The sequence below is a fragment of the Elizabethkingia bruuniana genome (assembly GCF_002024805.1).
GTDB classification, from domain to species: Bacteria; Bacteroidota; Bacteroidia; order Flavobacteriales; family Weeksellaceae; genus Elizabethkingia; species Elizabethkingia bruuniana.
Genome location: NZ_CP014337.1, coordinates 3,017,376 through 3,032,361, shown reverse-complemented (window position 1 = coordinate 3,032,361; position 14,986 = coordinate 3,017,376). Strand labels below are relative to the sequence as shown.

General features: G+C 36.8%; 13 protein-coding genes. 5 read left to right on the top strand and 8 right to left on the bottom strand.

The genetic code is table 11. The features are described from left to right. Positions 1–12: 12 nt before the first annotated feature. Positions 13–1,206 carry a pyridoxal phosphate-dependent aminotransferase gene (locus tag AYC65_RS14035; protein ID WP_034868581.1) on the bottom strand — a complete coding sequence of 398 codons (1,194 nt, stop codon included), beginning with the start codon at positions 1,204–1,206 and terminating at the stop codon, positions 13–15. Positions 1,207–1,311: 105 nt separating this feature from the next. Here AYC65_RS14035 and AYC65_RS14030 point away from each other — a divergent pair, with 105 nt between their 5' ends. From AYC65_RS14030 to AYC65_RS14020, 3 genes are read left to right on the top strand one after another with little or no spacing between them, the layout of a single operon-like run. After that, positions 1,312–1,758, top strand: a complete 447-nt coding sequence (locus AYC65_RS14030) for a DUF1801 domain-containing protein (protein WP_078674676.1) — start codon at positions 1,312–1,314, stop codon at positions 1,756–1,758. A gap of 19 nt (positions 1,759–1,777) precedes the next feature. After that, positions 1,778–2,332, top strand: a complete 555-nt coding sequence (locus AYC65_RS14025; protein WP_034868586.1) for a LemA family protein — start codon at positions 1,778–1,780, stop codon at positions 2,330–2,332. Positions 2,333–2,334: 2 nt separating this feature from the next. Next, the gene (locus AYC65_RS14020; RefSeq protein ID WP_034868588.1) at positions 2,335–4,329 is read left to right on the top strand and encodes a DUF2207 domain-containing protein; all 1,995 of its coding nucleotides are present in this window, start codon (positions 2,335–2,337) and stop codon (positions 4,327–4,329) included. Between the two features lie 54 nt (positions 4,330–4,383). On the opposite strand, the gene murA is transcribed toward AYC65_RS14020, so the two are convergent. The 4 genes from murA to AYC65_RS14000 form a co-directional block, all read right to left on the bottom strand. Continuing rightward, the gene (gene murA / locus AYC65_RS14015) at positions 4,384–5,691 is read right to left on the bottom strand and encodes a UDP-N-acetylglucosamine 1-carboxyvinyltransferase (RefSeq protein ID WP_034868590.1); all 1,308 of its coding nucleotides are present in this window, start codon (positions 5,689–5,691) and stop codon (positions 4,384–4,386) included. Further along, complete coding sequence (locus tag AYC65_RS14010; protein WP_034868592.1) at positions 5,691–6,350, bottom strand: DUF4290 domain-containing protein; 660 nt, start codon at positions 6,348–6,350, stop codon at positions 5,691–5,693. The genes murA and AYC65_RS14010 overlap by 1 nt, the downstream gene beginning before the upstream one ends. 75 nt (positions 6,351–6,425) lie before the next feature. Continuing rightward, positions 6,426–6,908 (bottom strand): thiol-disulfide oxidoreductase DCC family protein, encoded by a 483-nt coding sequence (locus AYC65_RS14005; RefSeq protein ID WP_236708674.1) that lies wholly within the window; start codon positions 6,906–6,908, stop codon positions 6,426–6,428. Further along, entirely contained in the window at positions 6,853–7,332 is a 480-nt protein-coding gene (locus tag AYC65_RS14000; protein WP_034868598.1) for a heme-binding domain-containing protein, read from the bottom strand. Before AYC65_RS14000 ends, AYC65_RS14005 begins: the two co-directional genes overlap by 56 nt. Positions 7,333–7,559: 227 nt before the next feature. Between AYC65_RS14000 and der the strand changes: the two genes are divergently transcribed. Then, the gene (gene der, locus AYC65_RS13995) at positions 7,560–8,870 is read left to right on the top strand and encodes a ribosome biogenesis GTPase Der (RefSeq protein ID WP_034868925.1); all 1,311 of its coding nucleotides are present in this window, start codon (positions 7,560–7,562) and stop codon (positions 8,868–8,870) included. A 55-nt stretch (positions 8,871–8,925) separates the two neighbouring features. After that, positions 8,926–9,570 carry a 4'-phosphopantetheinyl transferase family protein gene (locus tag AYC65_RS13990; protein ID WP_034868601.1) on the top strand — a complete coding sequence of 215 codons (645 nt, stop codon included), beginning with the start codon at positions 8,926–8,928 and terminating at the stop codon, positions 9,568–9,570. Positions 9,571–9,590: 20 nt separating this feature from the next. Here AYC65_RS13990 and AYC65_RS13985 read toward each other — a convergent pair whose 3' ends face one another. From AYC65_RS13985 to AYC65_RS13975, 3 genes are read right to left on the bottom strand one after another with little or no spacing between them, the layout of a single operon-like run. Then, a complete protein-coding gene (locus AYC65_RS13985; protein WP_034868928.1) occupies positions 9,591–10,433 on the bottom strand; it encodes a carboxylesterase family protein in 843 nt (280 codons plus the stop codon). Positions 10,434–10,449: 16 nt separating this feature from the next. Next, on the bottom strand, positions 10,450–10,935 hold the full coding sequence (locus AYC65_RS13980; protein WP_157757829.1) for a GNAT family N-acetyltransferase: 486 nt from the start codon (positions 10,933–10,935) through the stop codon (positions 10,450–10,452). Positions 10,936–10,979: 44 nt separating this feature from the next. Further along, positions 10,980–14,900: a Pls/PosA family non-ribosomal peptide synthetase gene (locus AYC65_RS13975; protein ID WP_034868606.1), complete on the bottom strand. Its 3,921-nt coding sequence runs from the start codon at positions 14,898–14,900 to the stop codon at positions 10,980–10,982. Positions 14,901–14,986 lie beyond the last annotated feature (86 nt).

Here is a 14,986-nt window from a genome sequence, read left to right as displayed (position 1 = left end):
GTTTTATTTAAATTAATCTTTGTAAACCTGAAGAGCATTTCTAAGAACCTCAACAGATTTTCTAAGATCTTCTTCTTTTAGCACATATGCCATTCTTACTTGCTTTTTGCCTAATGCTGGGTCAGAATAGAATCCGCCAGCTGGAGCAACCATAATGGTTTCACCATTGAAGTTATAAGATTCTAGTAACCATTGTGCAAAATCGTCAGTATCTTTCACCGGAAGCTCTACCATACAATAGAAAGCTCCTTTAGGATTTGGACAGATAACACCAGGGATACTGTTTAACAAATCAACTAGAAGGTTTCTACGTTTTGTGTATTCTTCACGAACAGAACGGATATATGCATCGTCATCAACGTGTGCAGCAGCAGCAATAACCTGACCGATAAGTACCGGGCTAAGTCTTGCCTGTGCAAACTTCATTGCTGCATCTAAAATCTTTTGTGAACGGGTAACCATAAAACCAATTCTTACACCACACATGCTGTAACGCTTGGATTCAGAATCGATAATGATGCAGTTGTCTGCAAGCTCAGGGAAAGCAAGCATAGACACTTGGCTTTTTCCATCGTATACATATTCACGATAAACTTCGTCGGAGATTACTACAATATCGTGTTTCACTGCAATCTCTGCAAGTTTAGCAAGCTCTTCTCTTGTGTATAGATATCCGGTAGGGTTACCAGGATTACATATAAGAATAGCTTTAGTTTTATCAGTAATTTTCTTTTCAAATTCTTCAATTGGGGGCAATGCAAAACCTGTATCGATAGAAGACGGAATAGATTTTACTACCACTCCTAATGCATTGGAAAAGCCATTGTAATTTGCATAATAAGGTTCAGGTATAATAATTTCATCATCCTGATCGCAAAGTACAGAGATAGCAAAATTTAAAGCTTCAGATCCACCATTGGTAACAATAAAGTTTTTTGGTGTGATGTCTGCAAAACCGATTTTGTTGTAATATTTTGCTAATTGTTCACGGTATTCAATATTTCCTTCGGAAAGAGAATATTCCAGAACTTTTAAATGAATATCTTTTAGAGCATCCAGTGCAGATTGAGGCGTTTCAATATCCGGTTGTCCAATATTAAGGTGATAAACTTTTATTCCTTTTTGCTTGGCAGCAATAGAGAAAGGAACTAATTTTCTGATTGGTGAAGCCGGCATATGTTCGGCTCTGTTCGATATTTTTGGCATTTCTAAGATTTATTTTTCGAGTAACAAATTTACTAAATTTTAAAGGAAAAACTTTTCATTGTTCAACGAAATAAATTTGTTTATTTTTAGGAAAAATAAATGATGATGAGTAACCTGATACAAACATATCTGGAAAAAGTCCCTGACGAGAGAAAAATAGCTTTTGAGAAATTGTTTAATGCAATTCATGATAATCTGCCTGCGGGATTTCAATTAACTGAAGCTTACGGAATGCTTACATGGGTTGTTCCTTTATCTTCATATCCTGCGGGTTATCATTGTACTCCGGGTACACCTCTTCCTTTTCTTAGCCTGGCCAGTCAGAAGAATTTTTTGGCATTTTATCATATGGGTATATATGCCGATAAAAATCTGTTGGAATGGTTTCAGGAAAGTTATACACAACATGCAAAATATAAACTGGATATGGGGAAAAGTTGTGTGCGGTTCAAAAAAATGGATGATATTCCATACGGTATAATTGCCGAATTGAGTGCTAAAATATCACCGGAAATGTGGATTGAAAAATATGAAACTGTTTTTAAAAAATAATTAAACTAAAAATAATCTTATGATTGCACTTATTGTTATTATAGCACTTGTTGTTATCGTTTTGTTGTATGGAGTTTCTGTATACAATAAGCTGGTTAAATTCAGAAATCTGGTTCAGGAAGCCTGGAGTAGTATTGATGTAATGCTGAAAAAGCGATACGATCTTATTCCAAACCTGGTCGAAACTGTAAAAGGATATGCTACACACGAAAGAGAAACATTGGATAGTGTAACACAGGCCAGAACCATGGCAAAAAATGCCAGTTCTGTACAGGAGAAAGAAGCTGCTGAGAAAAACCTTAATCAGGCTATGATGAATTTATTTGCTGTGGCCGAACAATATCCGGATCTGAAGGCTAATACTAATTTTCAGCAACTGCAAAATGAACTTTCCTCTCTGGAAAGTGACATTGAAAAATCCAGAAGATATTACAATGGCACAGCGCGGGAGAATAATACACTTGTAGAATCCTTCCCAAGCAATATTATTGCAAATATGTATAAATTCGAAAAAGCACCTTTCTTCGAGTTACAGAATACCGCTGAAAGAGAAGTTCCTTCTGTAAAATTTTAAGAGTGAAGCGGTTATTTATATTTGTATTATTCTCTTTTTTTCTGCTTTTTAAAGCCCAGGAACAGGCTACAGCTGCAGCGGCGGCTGCAAATGCAGATGCAGTAGGAGATAGTGCAACAACAGAAAAAACAGAACCGACTGAACGGATTTTATCTTTTCATTCAGATATTACAGTTCATAAAAACTCATCGCTTACAGTTACCGAAACTATAGTTATCAACAGTCTTGGGTATAACTTTAAAAGAGGGATTTTCAGAACATTTCCCTCTGTGAGAAATCTGAACGGGAAGACGAAAAAAGTTAAGTTTAAAATACTTTCCGTTAAGAAAGACGGTGTGACAGAGCATTATTCTACTACATATGAGAGTAGTCAAAAGACAATATATGTTGGGAATGAAGATGCTTATTTGGATCCGGGAAAATATACTTATCAGATTACATATGAGACACCAGATCAGGTAGGGTTCTTTCCTAAGTATGATGAGCTATACTGGAATGTAAATGGTATGGCCTGGGACTTTCCTATAGACAAAATTTCGGCAACAGTTCACTTGCCTCAGGGGGCTAAAATATTACAAAATGCTTGTTATTCAGGAGTAGAGGGAAGTACAGCACAAAACTGTTCTTCAAAAGTTATTTCTGATAATGAAATCGAATGGCAGGGTGGAAGTCTCTTAAGTCGGGAGAACCTGACTATTGCTGTTGGATTTCCTAAAGGAATTGTAATGCCACCACCACCTCCATCATTCTTAGAAAAATATGGTATCAGTATATTTCTGTTATTGGTCTTTGGAGGTTTGTTGCTATATGGATATAATTCTTGGAAGAAGTATGGAGTAGATCCGGAAAAGCCTGTGGTTTATCCACAGTTTAATGTACCGGAAGACATGTCTCCTGCAGAATTAGGATATATACATCATGAAGGTTACAATACAAATTACCTTACGGCGTCACTTGTAAACCTTGCTATAAAGAAGTTTGTTGTAATAAAAGAAATTACAAAGAAATCCCTTTTAGGATTGTCTTCCGGGAAAGAATATGAAATTACCAAGCTAAAGGAACCGAGCCCGAAATTGGCTAAAGAAGAGATTGGACTAATGAACGATCTTTTTGGTAAGTCTTCTACAATAACGTTGGATGGTAGTTATAGTAGCAAAATAGAGAAAGCTGTGGGCAACTTTACTCACAATATGACCTTTCAGTACAAAGCTTTTATTAAAGAAGGGAACAATGCAAATAAAGTTGTGCTTCCTGCTATAGTAGTTTTTGCAGTTTTTATATTGACCTTTATTGTAAGTAGTATTATAGGAGATTCTACAGAGCAATTGGTAATCGGAATGTTCGGACTAATCTTCGTTATTATTTTCTTTGCGGTTACAATGGTTCTTATCTCTAAAATGGAAGGACTGAATAAAGGATGTATTATAGCTTTTATTGCAATATTTTTTCTCCCGTTCTTTATTGGTTTTATAATATTCTTTATTACAGGGAATTTTGATCAGAATACAAGATCCAGTTTTCTTTTTCTGATCGCTGGTATAGGTTTTCTTTTTGTATACCGGTACCTTATCAAAAGACCTTCTGAAGAAAAATTACGCAAACAGTCGCTTATAGAAGGATTCAAAATGTATATGGGAGCAGCGGAAAATGAGGTGATTAAGTTTCACAATCCTCCGCAGATGACGCCGGCTATATTCGAAACCTATCTTCCATACGCAATGGTATTGGGTGTGGATAAAATTTGGGGTGAAAAATTTCAGGATATGCTGCAGCAAATGTCTGTGGATTATACCAACGACTGGTATACCGGAAGTACAATTGGATTTGCCAGTCTGGGGCATACACTCAATTCCAGCTTAACCAACTCTATCTCCTCAGGCTCAACTCCGCCTTCAAGTAGTAGTTCATCAGGAAGCAGCTCTAGCTTTAGCAGCGGTTCCAGTGGTGGTGGATTCTCCGGCGGCGGTGGCGGCGGCGGCGGTGGTGGCGGCTGGTAGCTTCACATATAAAAAAAGCATTCAGAATTTTCTGAATGCTTTTTTATTTTGTTATTATATTCTTTGAATGTCTGCTCCCAGAGCTTTTAATCTTCCGTCTATATTTTCGTAACCTCTGTCAATCTGTTCTATATTGTGAATAATAGATTTTCCTTCGGCTGATAAAGCTGCAATAAGCAGTGCGTTTCCGGCACGAATATCCGGCGATGTCATTGTTGTACCTCTTAGCGGAGCTTCATGGTTTAGTCCTACTACTGTTGCTCTGTGCGGATCGCAAAGGATAATCTGTGCTCCCATATCGATTAATTTATCCACAAAGAACAAACGGGATTCGAACATCTTCTGGTGAACCAGAACAGTTCCTTTTGCCTGAGTGGCAACAACTAAAACAATAGACAATAAATCCGGAGTGAAACCTGGCCACGGAGCATCGGTAACTGTAAGGATAGAACCGTCAATAAACTTCTGTATCTTATAATGTTCCTGTGCAGGAATGTAAATGTCTTCTCCGCTTCTCTCCAGTTGTATTCCCAGCTTTCTGAAAGTATCAGGGATAATTCCTAATTGATTCCAGTTAACATTTTTAATAGTGATTTCAGACTTTGTCATAGCTGCAAGTCCGATCCATGAACCTATTTCTACCATATCCGGAAGCATTGTATGCTCTGTTCCATGAAGATGATCAACACCTTCAATAGTTAATAAGTTTGATCCTACACCGGAAATGTTAGCACCCATTCTGTTCAGCATCTTACAAAGTTGCTGAAGGTAAGGTTCACAGGCCGCATTATATATTCTGGTTTTTCCTTTTGCCAGAACAGCAGCCATTAGAATGTTAGCTGTACCAGTTACGGAAGCTTCTTCCAGTAAGATGAACTTACCGTGAAGTTCTTTGGCTTTTAATGAATAAAAATATTGTTCTTCATCATAATGAAACTCAGCTCCTAATTCAACAAATCCCTGAAAGTGAGTATCTAGTCTTCTTCTTCCGATTTTATCACCACCCGGTGTTGGCATATAAGCTTCACCGAAACGTGCTAAAAGCGGACCTAAAAGCATAACAGAGCCTCTTAGCTTTGCTCCGTTCATTTTGAATTCCGGAGACTTGATATAATCGAAATTAATGTTATCTGCTTTGAAGGTGTAATCACCCTTACCATTTTTTGTAATAATAACGCCCAGGTCTCTTAAAATGTCAATAAGCTGATTAACATCTTTAATGTCCGGGATATTCTTAATTCTTACTTCATCACCTGTTAAAAGCACGGCACAAAGAATCTGCAATGCTTCGTTTTTAGCACCTTGTGGAGTAATTTCTCCGGATAAAGGCTTTCCTCCTCGTATTTGAAATGCGTTACTCATTAATTCTTTCGGTTGTTTTTATGATTATTCTGGAAATTTCTTCTTTTCTGCTGGTTGTTTTTATTATTTTGATTCTGGTTCTGATTTTTGTTTCTGTGATTGTTGCCAGAATGATAAATCTTACTCTTTTCTAAAGAGTCAACACCTGTAATATCTAATTGTTCGTTGGAAAGCGTTTTTAAATGTCTGAAGATTACTTCGTCCTGTACATGCTCTTTGTTATAAACATTATAAGACTTCTTCATATTGTTGGCAATAACCTGAATCAGAGCCTCTTTTTCTTCGCCTTCCGGAAGAGAAATAGCTTTATCTATAAGTTGCAGAATACTTTTACCATAAAACTTATACTCGTTATCATAAGATGGGTACTCCAGTTTTTTAGGTTTCTGCTGTAATTCTTCAGCGGTCGGAATCGGGTAAGGAGAATCTACATCCAGATTATAATCTGCAAGGATAAAAAGGTGATCCCAAAGCTTATGATTATAATTTTCTTCATCCCGAAGATGTGGATTTCTTTGCCCGATGAAAGCGATAATAGCATTTGCCATTTCGTTTCGTTCTTCTTTGGTAGGAAGTGCTTTGCAATGCTCTACCAGAGATTGTATAAGGCGCCCGTATTCAGGCATATATAATGGTGTTCTTTCAGTATTGTATTCCATTGATAGACGGATGTAAAATAAGGGTCAAAGATAGTGTTTTTATTTTGGTTTTTATATTTCCAAAAGTATTCCGACTTAGGTCAGAAATGGCTCAGTTATAAACTTTTTTCTCTCCTCAATGGTCAGAATAGGGCAGGTTTCAACGTCTACTTTTTTCCGGTTTCGGGAAACAAAATCATAAATGGTATCAGAAATAAATCCAGGTATAAACTTCATCCATGATAATGGACGATATATACCACCCAATAAAGAAAAGATCTTAAAGATTGCTTTAGATCTTACCAGATAGTATTGCTGAGGTTTTAAAAGGTAAATTGTATTGAATTCGGTATGATTCAGATTTCTTTTTTTTAGAAAATCCTGTCCGAAATCTGATTGGAGTGCGGCAAACATAAATTTGTTTTTATCGTCGCGTTTCAGAATAAAATTTACCCAGTAATTGCACATCGGACAATCACCATCATACAGAACAATATGTTTATTTTGTATATGCATTTTTTTGTTACGGCTGTTCCTGTTCAGTCGTGTTGTATCTGATTTCGGTATCTGTTCTGGCATTTTTCAGATATTTGATCAGCATCTTTTTATCTGTGTCACTAAGTCTGGCATTTTGATGAGCCAGAAGGTAGGTTTCCAGAGGCATTTTATCTTTTTCAATCATTTCCACAGACTCGTCCAGCTTTCGGAGTTGTCTTTCTGTGTCATAAAGTGCAAAGGTAGAAAAATTAAGATGTTTTCTGCCATCAATAATATGATCTTTCATCCACCAGGATACAGGAGCAATATTACTGTACCATGGATATTTAGTTTCATTGGAATGACAGTCATAACAGGAATTTCTAATAACCTTGCTGACTTCTTCGGGAGTTTTCTTTATAGTAAGAAAATCCATCCTTTCATTCACGGGTGGGTTGACTTTATCAATCGGAAAGAACTGAATGATAATGAAAGCAACCAGTAGTATAACCAAAAATTTTTTCATTGAAAGTGAAGTTTCCTTATCAAATTTATAAAAAATATTGCTTATATGCTCATCTTCAATATATAAACTTATATCGCTGTAAATATAAAACTGGTAACAACAAACTAAATTTGTATCTTTGCAGAAATTTTTGGGCTCGGAAAGACCGGGTAACCCATTCTTTAACGTCTTCTTTTTCGCTCAGATTATACTATACACTGAGTGAGGCCGAAGAGAAACAAAATTTTATGTCAAATATTGTTGCAATCGTTGGGCGTCCCAACGTTGGAAAATCCACTCTGTTTAACAGACTTTTAGAGAGAAGAGAAGCTATTGTAGATTCTACAGCCGGAGTAACCCGTGACCGTCATTATGGTAAGTCGGAATGGAACGGAGTAGAGTTTACTGTAATCGATACAGGTGGTTATGATGTAGGTACTGATGATGTATTCGAAGAGGAGATTCGTAAGCAGGTACAGCTTGCAGTAGATGAAGCGACTTCCATTATCTTTATGATGAATGTTGAAGAAGGTCTTACAGATACAGATTATGAAATCTATCATTTGCTAAGAAGATCGAATAAACCTGTTTATATTGTTATAAACAAAGTAGATTCTTCGAGAGAAGAGCTTCCGGCAACGGAGTTTTATCAATTAGGAATTGATAAGTATTTTACACTTTCATCTGCTACTGGTTCCGGTACAGGAGATTTGTTGGATGATGTGGTAAGAGACTTTCCTACAACAGAATACAAAGACCCGTTTGAAGGTCTTCCTAAAATTACAATTGTTGGTCGTCCGAATGTTGGTAAGTCTACAATGACCAATGCTCTTTTGGATAACGAACGTAATATTGTTACTGATATTGCTGGTACCACAAGAGATAGTATCCAAAGTTTGTATAACAAATTCGGACATGAATTTGTGTTGGTAGATACTGCAGGGATGCGTAAAAAGAACAGAGTTTCTGAAAACCTGGAGTTCTATTCTGTAATGCGTTCGGTAAGAGCTATTGAGAATTCGGATGTAGTAATTATTATGGTAGACGCTGAATTAGGATGGGAGGCTCAGGATATGAGTATCTTTGGAATTGCACAGCGAAACAGAAAAGGTATTGTAATCCTTGTTAATAAATGGGATTTGGTTGAAGATAAGAAAACCAATACAATGCGTGATTTTGAACAAGCTATCCGTAATAAGATTGGTCAGTTCTCTGATGTTCCAATTCTTTTTGTTTCTGCTCTTACAAAGCAAAGAATTTTGAAATCTGTAGAAACAGCAATGGAGGTTTATGAAAACCGTCAGAAGAAAATCAAAACTTCTAAGCTTAATGAGGTGATGTTACCAATATTCGAAGGAACGCCACCACCAGCTATAAAAGGTAAGTACATAAAGATTAAGTATTGTGTACAGTTGCCAACACCTTCTCCACAGTTTGTATTTTTCTGTAATCTTCCACAATATGTGAAAGAGCCTTATAAGAGGTTTACCGAAAATCAGCTGCGTAAAGAGTTTGGCTTTACCGGAGTTCCGATAGAAGTATATTTCAGACAAAAATAATAAAGAAACCCTTGTTGAGATCACTCTTAGCAAGGGTTTTTAAAATCTGCCAATAATGGAGGTTATACTTTTTTATACCTTTATTTCTCAAAATACACCCGAAGAAATAGATACCTTTTTCCGTACGCTTCCGGAAGAACTAAGATTGTCTATATCTCAATACCAGAATCAGAAAGATAGACAGGCTAGGGTATTGTCTAAATTTTTAACTGAAAAGTTATTTCGTCAATTTTATCCGGATCATCAGCTAGATTGGAAAAAACTTAAAAAAGATGAGAATTCTAAATCTTATCTGGAAGGCTATCATTTTAATTTTTCATCTGCACATAGCGAAGACCTGTGTATTGTCTGTGCTTCTGTAAATGATAAATGCGGCGTTGATGCGGAGATATTAAAGCCTCTGGATGTTTCAGTTTTTAAAGATTTTCTTCACTCTAAAGAGCAAGATTATCTATTGAATGACCAGAATTCTGTGAATGATTTTTATAATATATGGATAAAAAAAGAAGCCATATTAAAGGCTTCTGGTTTGGGGATTTCTAAAGAGCTAAATGAAGTAAATACTTTGCCGGATTGTATACAGGTCAGTGGTCAGAAATTTTTCACAAACGAAGTTTTTATCTCAGAACTTTATAAAGTTTTTGTAGCATCAGAAAATCCATCTGTAAAAATTAGCGTATACAACATATCAATTGGCTAAACTTCGTCCGAGGGTAATCGTTATTTTCTTTTTTCAAATAACCATTTCGGAATCTCATCATTCAGTAGAAAAGGAATCATAATATTATTATGGTTAAGATATGTATAAGTGGTAAATAAAAGATTTTTATTCCCGCTGAGTTTTTTGTAAAGCACCTCGCTTCCGGCGTATGGATTGTCTTTGTCCTCACCTCCGTGGATAAGCCAAATCTTTTTGTTTCTTATTTTATTAAGGTTCGAAAAATTCGGAACAGCTGCAATAGAAACAATGGCTGCAAATGTTTCGGGAGCAATATTTAGTAAATCCTGAGCTGTAGAAGCACCCATAGAATAACCAACCAAATATATTCTGTTCTTATCGATTTCCGGATATTCAGTTGTTATTTTTTTAATGAGTTCTGGTAATGCCAATACATCTTCAGAAGGTTTTGATACAAGAGTGCCCTCGTTGTTTTCAGTATAATTAGATGAGCGTTCTCCAAATTGTGGTGCTATGACAAAACAATTGTATCGACTATAAATATCGTTCCTAAGCCATATTCTTGCAAGGTGCTCTAACTGATTTTCGTTGTCGTGGCCAATTCTGGATGAATTGTGAAATGTAATAACCAGAGGGTACTTCTTTTTGTTATTGACATTCTGAGGTAAAAGAAATCTGTAAGGCAATTCTTTGTCTTTGTAGTTGAATATCTTTTTTTGGTAATTCTCTGTAGAAAGATTATTTAATGCTTTTCTGGTATTGACAAATGTAAGACTGTCTACTTTGGTATTGTTGTATAAATGTGTTTGTCCCCACATTATCCCTGATGTGGAGAGGTAAAGAAAAGTGATTCCCTGAATGATTCGGAAATAGAGTTTGATCATTTTTTTTGTATTGTAATTATATCCATTTTTCATATAAAAGTCTTACAGGCTGATAGCCTTGTGAAGCTAGCCAACGTTGCATCGTTTCGTTGTTGCATAAAGTGAATCTGTAGATTTTACGGATTTTATATTGCTCCAGGTACATTTTTTCAAAAGCTTTATTTAGCGCGGTATATATTCCGTTCTTTCTGAATTCTTTTTTTACATAACCTTCAGAAATATACAGATCATCAGCATCACCCAGCTCAAAATTACTGTCATCTTTCTCGTCAACATAACCGAAAATAAAGCCTATAGCTTTGCCATTTATTTCAGCGATAAGAAAAGAGCCGTCATTCTCATCTTCACAGTCCTCCATGAACCGCATATAATTTTTCCGGATATGTTTCCAGTCTGCAGTATGTTCGTTCATCTCTCTTTCTGATAAATGGAGTTCGCCCACAAGCTCATCTACTATAGGTAGATGCTCGCTGATTTTTATTTTCCTGATCTGATATTCCATTTTGTGTTTTATGAAATTTGTCTGGTGAAATAGGTTTTCAATATTTACTTCCCCCTTACCGGGCTTCCATGCCATGATGTATTATCGGAAAGAACTTCTCCCTTCATCACTAAAGATAAAGCATCTACATGTACATTGTCTCCGATTTCAGTATCATAAAGAATAATACTTCTGGAGCTAATGGTAGTCTGCTTTCCTATTTTTACACTGCCGATTTTCATAATCCGGTCCTCAAACAAGTGTGTTTGTGGTCCGCATTCTTCATTCAACATAGCTTCGTCTCCAATAGATACCATATCAAATTCTGTAATGTCTGTTGTGTTCAGCCATACTCGTTTTCCGATTTTAACACCCAGAAATCTCATAAAGATTGGGAGCCACATTGTTCCGCGTAAAGCATCAAGGAAAAAAGGAATAGCCAAAGCTTCATATAGCGTAGTAATTCCCTCGCTTAGCCATACTCTCAGACTGTACATCGGGATTTCTGTCTTTTTATATTTTCTTACAAAAATCCATTTAAGAAGAACGGTAAAGAAGAAAGCGGGCAATGCAACGATTCCAAGATAATAGAATGGTGATAATGCTAATAATAATGGGATTCTGCCTTCCAGATAGATACTTGTGTATGCTATAAAAAGTACACTGCATATAATGATAATGGTTTGTGGCAGAATAATTCTTATACCTTCAACAATAGCACGGGCGAATTTTAAAGATGCCGGTGGGTTATAAGTAAGGTGATCATTGAAAATATTGGATTTCTGTCTGGAGGGCAGTCCGATAGGTGGAGAACCAAACCAGTCTTTCTCTGCGGAATTGGCTAGTTGCTCCTCAGTCGGTGTTTTACTTAGAACACCAATAAGCATATTATCTCCTAATTGATACCCTTGTGGTATCAGTCCACTATTACCTACAAAACTATTGTTGCCAATTTTTGTTTTAGCCAATATTAGCTGTTCATTTCTTACATCATGTTCTCCCAGAATCACAGCATCAGCAATAAAAGAACCTTCACCAATTTCCAGTAAGTTGTGTGATACATCACTCGCAGTAGAAATTTCTGAGTTTTTCCCTACTTTGGCTCCCATCATTCTGTAAAATTTAGAAATATAGATGGAAGCAAATAAAGGATGTAATACCACCAGAGATATGTTGAATATCTGATCTTTTACCCATTTTCTGTAGTAGGTAAAACTGTATACCGGATATACACCGGGTTTCATTTTGATTTGTAGTAGTCTGGTCAATAAACTTACAACCAGAATAAACAACAAAATGTAAACGGTAGAAAGTATTGGTGCCTGCCACAAATAATAGAAATTGTAATCCGATGAACGTTCATCCAGATAGTATAATGTATAAAGGGTAGGAGCTAGCGGTAATACGATAATCAACGGGAAGAAAAACAGTGATATAGCATAGAACAAAGAGAATAAACTTCTCTTTCCGGCGGAAGTTAATTTAGGTTGTTGTGTTTCTTCTGTTGTTTTTGTTCTGGTTTTTTGGGCCGGGCTTCCGTTCCATACTTCTCCGTAACCTACTTTCTCACCTTCATTCAGACAACTCAGATCCTGTAACTCTCCAAATTCCTCTATAGTAGTTTCGCCACATACTACAACAGAAGAACCTATATAGGAATGTGCCTTCAGGTGTACTCTGCGTATTTTTAATATTCCGTTTTCCACAGAAGCATTGTCTATGCAGCATCCGGAACTGGTTGTTACATTTTCATCTATGGTTACAAGATCTTCGGCCGCAATTGGTAATAAGCTTAACTGAGCGGACGGATGTACTTTTACACCTAATAAGCGCAAATATTTGGGATAAAGAGGAGTTTCTACAATAAACTCAGATGGCATTAATCTTTTTACAGTTTTCCACAGCCACCATCGGAAGTAATACCATCCCCATAGTGGATAATCTCCTTCTTTTATTCGTCCGATAACCAGCCATTTTGTAATGAGGATGATTAAAGAATAGACCGGAGGAATAAGAGTGTACAATAGCATAGCACTTAGTAAAGCGTAGTGCAAACCGAAACCGTTTAGCTGGAAATAATAGTAAGCGAGATATGGAAAAAATATCTGAATACTTAATAGGCCATATATAACCAGTAAACTTAGTGTCTGTGCTAAATTGCATAGATAGTATTGCAAAGTAGACACCTTTTGGAAAGGTTCTTTACGTTCAGCTTTGGTATCTTGCTTTTTCTGTAGAACCTCTGTAAATGCTGAAAGCGGGCGGTTTTCATATACATCTTTAAGAGAAGCATAAGGGATTCCGGCTTTCTGCCTTAAGTGAGAAACCAGAGTGGCTGCCAATAGGGAATGTCCGCCAAGGTCAGTGAAGAAATCCTGAGACAGGTTAATGTCTTTTCCGGGAAATACAATGTGGAGAACTTTTATAAGTTTTTCATCTACAGAATCATTTTCCCCAATTTCGATATGACTTGTACTTTCCTGTACTAAGAAGCTATCAGGTAAGGGTAGTTTTTTTCTGTCTATTTTGCCACTTGGCATTCGTGGCATTTCTTTCATTTTTATAATGGTGATCGGAACCATGTAAGGAGCCAGAAATTTAGCCAGCTCTTTGCGCATTTCGTTTTCATTAAAATCTGCATCAGATTTCATCACAGCATAGCCAACCAATTGCCCCTGCTGGTTTGCATCTTCTTTTACCGTAACAGCTGCAGAGGAAACACCTTCCAGTTGGTTTAGGCGGGTTTCTATTTCACCTAGTTCAATACGATAGCCTCGCAGCTTGATCTGATCATCGATTCTTCCCTGAAAATCAATAAAGCCATCTTCTCTGAAAGCAACAGCATCACCCGTTTTATATATTGTATCCCCTGGTAATTCGGGGAAAGGATTAGGCAAAAATTTTTGTGCAGTAAGTTCTGGCAAATTAAAATATCCGTTGCTTACACCTGGCCCGGAAATAATCATTTCGCCACGTTCGCCATGCGGAACAATATTCATGTTTTCGTCCACAACGGCAATATGATAGTTGGGCAATGGTGGGCCAATAGTGAGTTCCTGAGAGGCATTTAGTATTGCCATATTAGAAGAAACGGTAGTTTCGGTTGGTCCATAGCTGTTGATAAATGTGCGGTATGGTTTTGCCCATTTTTCCTGAACCTGCTTAGTACAAGCTTCACCGCCTGCATTTACAAGTCGTAAAGCCGGAACTTCATCTATAATGGCTAAAATACTTGGAACAGCATGAAGAACAGTAATTTTATTTTCTATTAAAACAGTGCTGAGTTCGTCAATCGCTTTAACAGTCGTAGCATCTGCTATCCATATTGTGGCTCCTGCAAAAAGACTTATCCACACTTCTTCGCACCACATGTCGAACGATACAGAAAAGCCCTGATAGACTTTGTCGGTATCTTTAACGCCAATAAAATCTTCTTCGGAACGGATCAGGTGGCATATATTTCGGTGGGAAATCGGTATGCCTTTCGGATTTCCGGTACTCCCGGAGGTGAAAAGCACATATGCCCAATTATCCGGATTAATTTCAACTTCCGGAAGTGAAACTTTTTCTGTTGGTTGCTCCGGAATAGTAATGGGGCTGCAATGGATGCCAGCATCTGTATCAGAAAAATAAGTTTTCACATTGATATCTGTAAATACCATTTTGATACGGTCTTCAGGCATTTCTCTATCCAGAGGGATGTAGCATGCTCCTGCTTTTAGTATTCCTAAGATGGCAACCGGAAGTTCAAGACTCCTGGGATACCATACGCCTACGCAGTCCCCTTCCTGTACGCCTTCTTCTTTTAGCCGCAAGGCTATAGCATTACTCCAGTTGTCCAATTCTTCATAAGTAAGAGTCCTGTCTTTAAAAATAAAAGCAGGTTTGGTTTTATATTTTTCAAAAGTGGGAATTAATAGCTCCGGTAAAGTTTCGTTTTTAATAAATTCCGGTGCTATTTTGCCTAAAATAAAGCTTTTGTTCATAAAGTTCTGGTGGGGAAATAATTAACTAAAGGTAATATTTTTTTGTATCCGTAAAGCTTTTGATTCAGTTTTTTTAATCGTATTTT

Excerpts from the sequence above, each read along its gene's own strand:
- AYC65_RS14005 (WP_236708674.1), bottom strand. The coding sequence starts at position 6,908 with ATGCCAGAACAGATACCGAAATCAGATACAACACGACTGAACAGGAAC.
- AYC65_RS14035 (WP_034868581.1), bottom strand. The coding sequence starts at position 1,206 with ATGCCAAAAATATCGAACAGAGCCGAACATATGCCGGCTTCACCAATC.
- AYC65_RS14000 (WP_034868598.1), bottom strand. The coding sequence starts at position 7,332 with ATGAAAAAATTTTTGGTTATACTACTGGTTGCTTTCATTATCATTCAG.
- der (WP_034868925.1), top strand. The coding sequence starts at position 7,560 with ATGTCAAATATTGTTGCAATCGTTGGGCGTCCCAACGTTGGAAAATCC.
- AYC65_RS14010 (WP_034868592.1), bottom strand. The coding sequence starts at position 6,350 with ATGGAATACAATACTGAAAGAACACCATTATATATGCCTGAATACGGG.
- AYC65_RS13990 (WP_034868601.1), top strand. The coding sequence starts at position 8,926 with ATGGAGGTTATACTTTTTTATACCTTTATTTCTCAAAATACACCCGAA.
- AYC65_RS14025 (WP_034868586.1), top strand. The coding sequence starts at position 1,778 with ATGATTGCACTTATTGTTATTATAGCACTTGTTGTTATCGTTTTGTTG.
- murA (WP_034868590.1), bottom strand. The coding sequence starts at position 5,691 with ATGAGTAACGCATTTCAAATACGAGGAGGAAAGCCTTTATCCGGAGAA.
- AYC65_RS13985 (WP_034868928.1), bottom strand. The coding sequence starts at position 10,433 with ATGATCAAACTCTATTTCCGAATCATTCAGGGAATCACTTTTCTTTAC.
- AYC65_RS13975 (WP_034868606.1), bottom strand. The coding sequence starts at position 14,900 with ATGAACAAAAGCTTTATTTTAGGCAAAATAGCACCGGAATTTATTAAA.
- AYC65_RS13980 (WP_157757829.1), bottom strand. The coding sequence starts at position 10,935 with ATGGAATATCAGATCAGGAAAATAAAAATCAGCGAGCATCTACCTATA.
- AYC65_RS14030 (WP_078674676.1), top strand. The coding sequence starts at position 1,312 with ATGAGTAACCTGATACAAACATATCTGGAAAAAGTCCCTGACGAGAGA.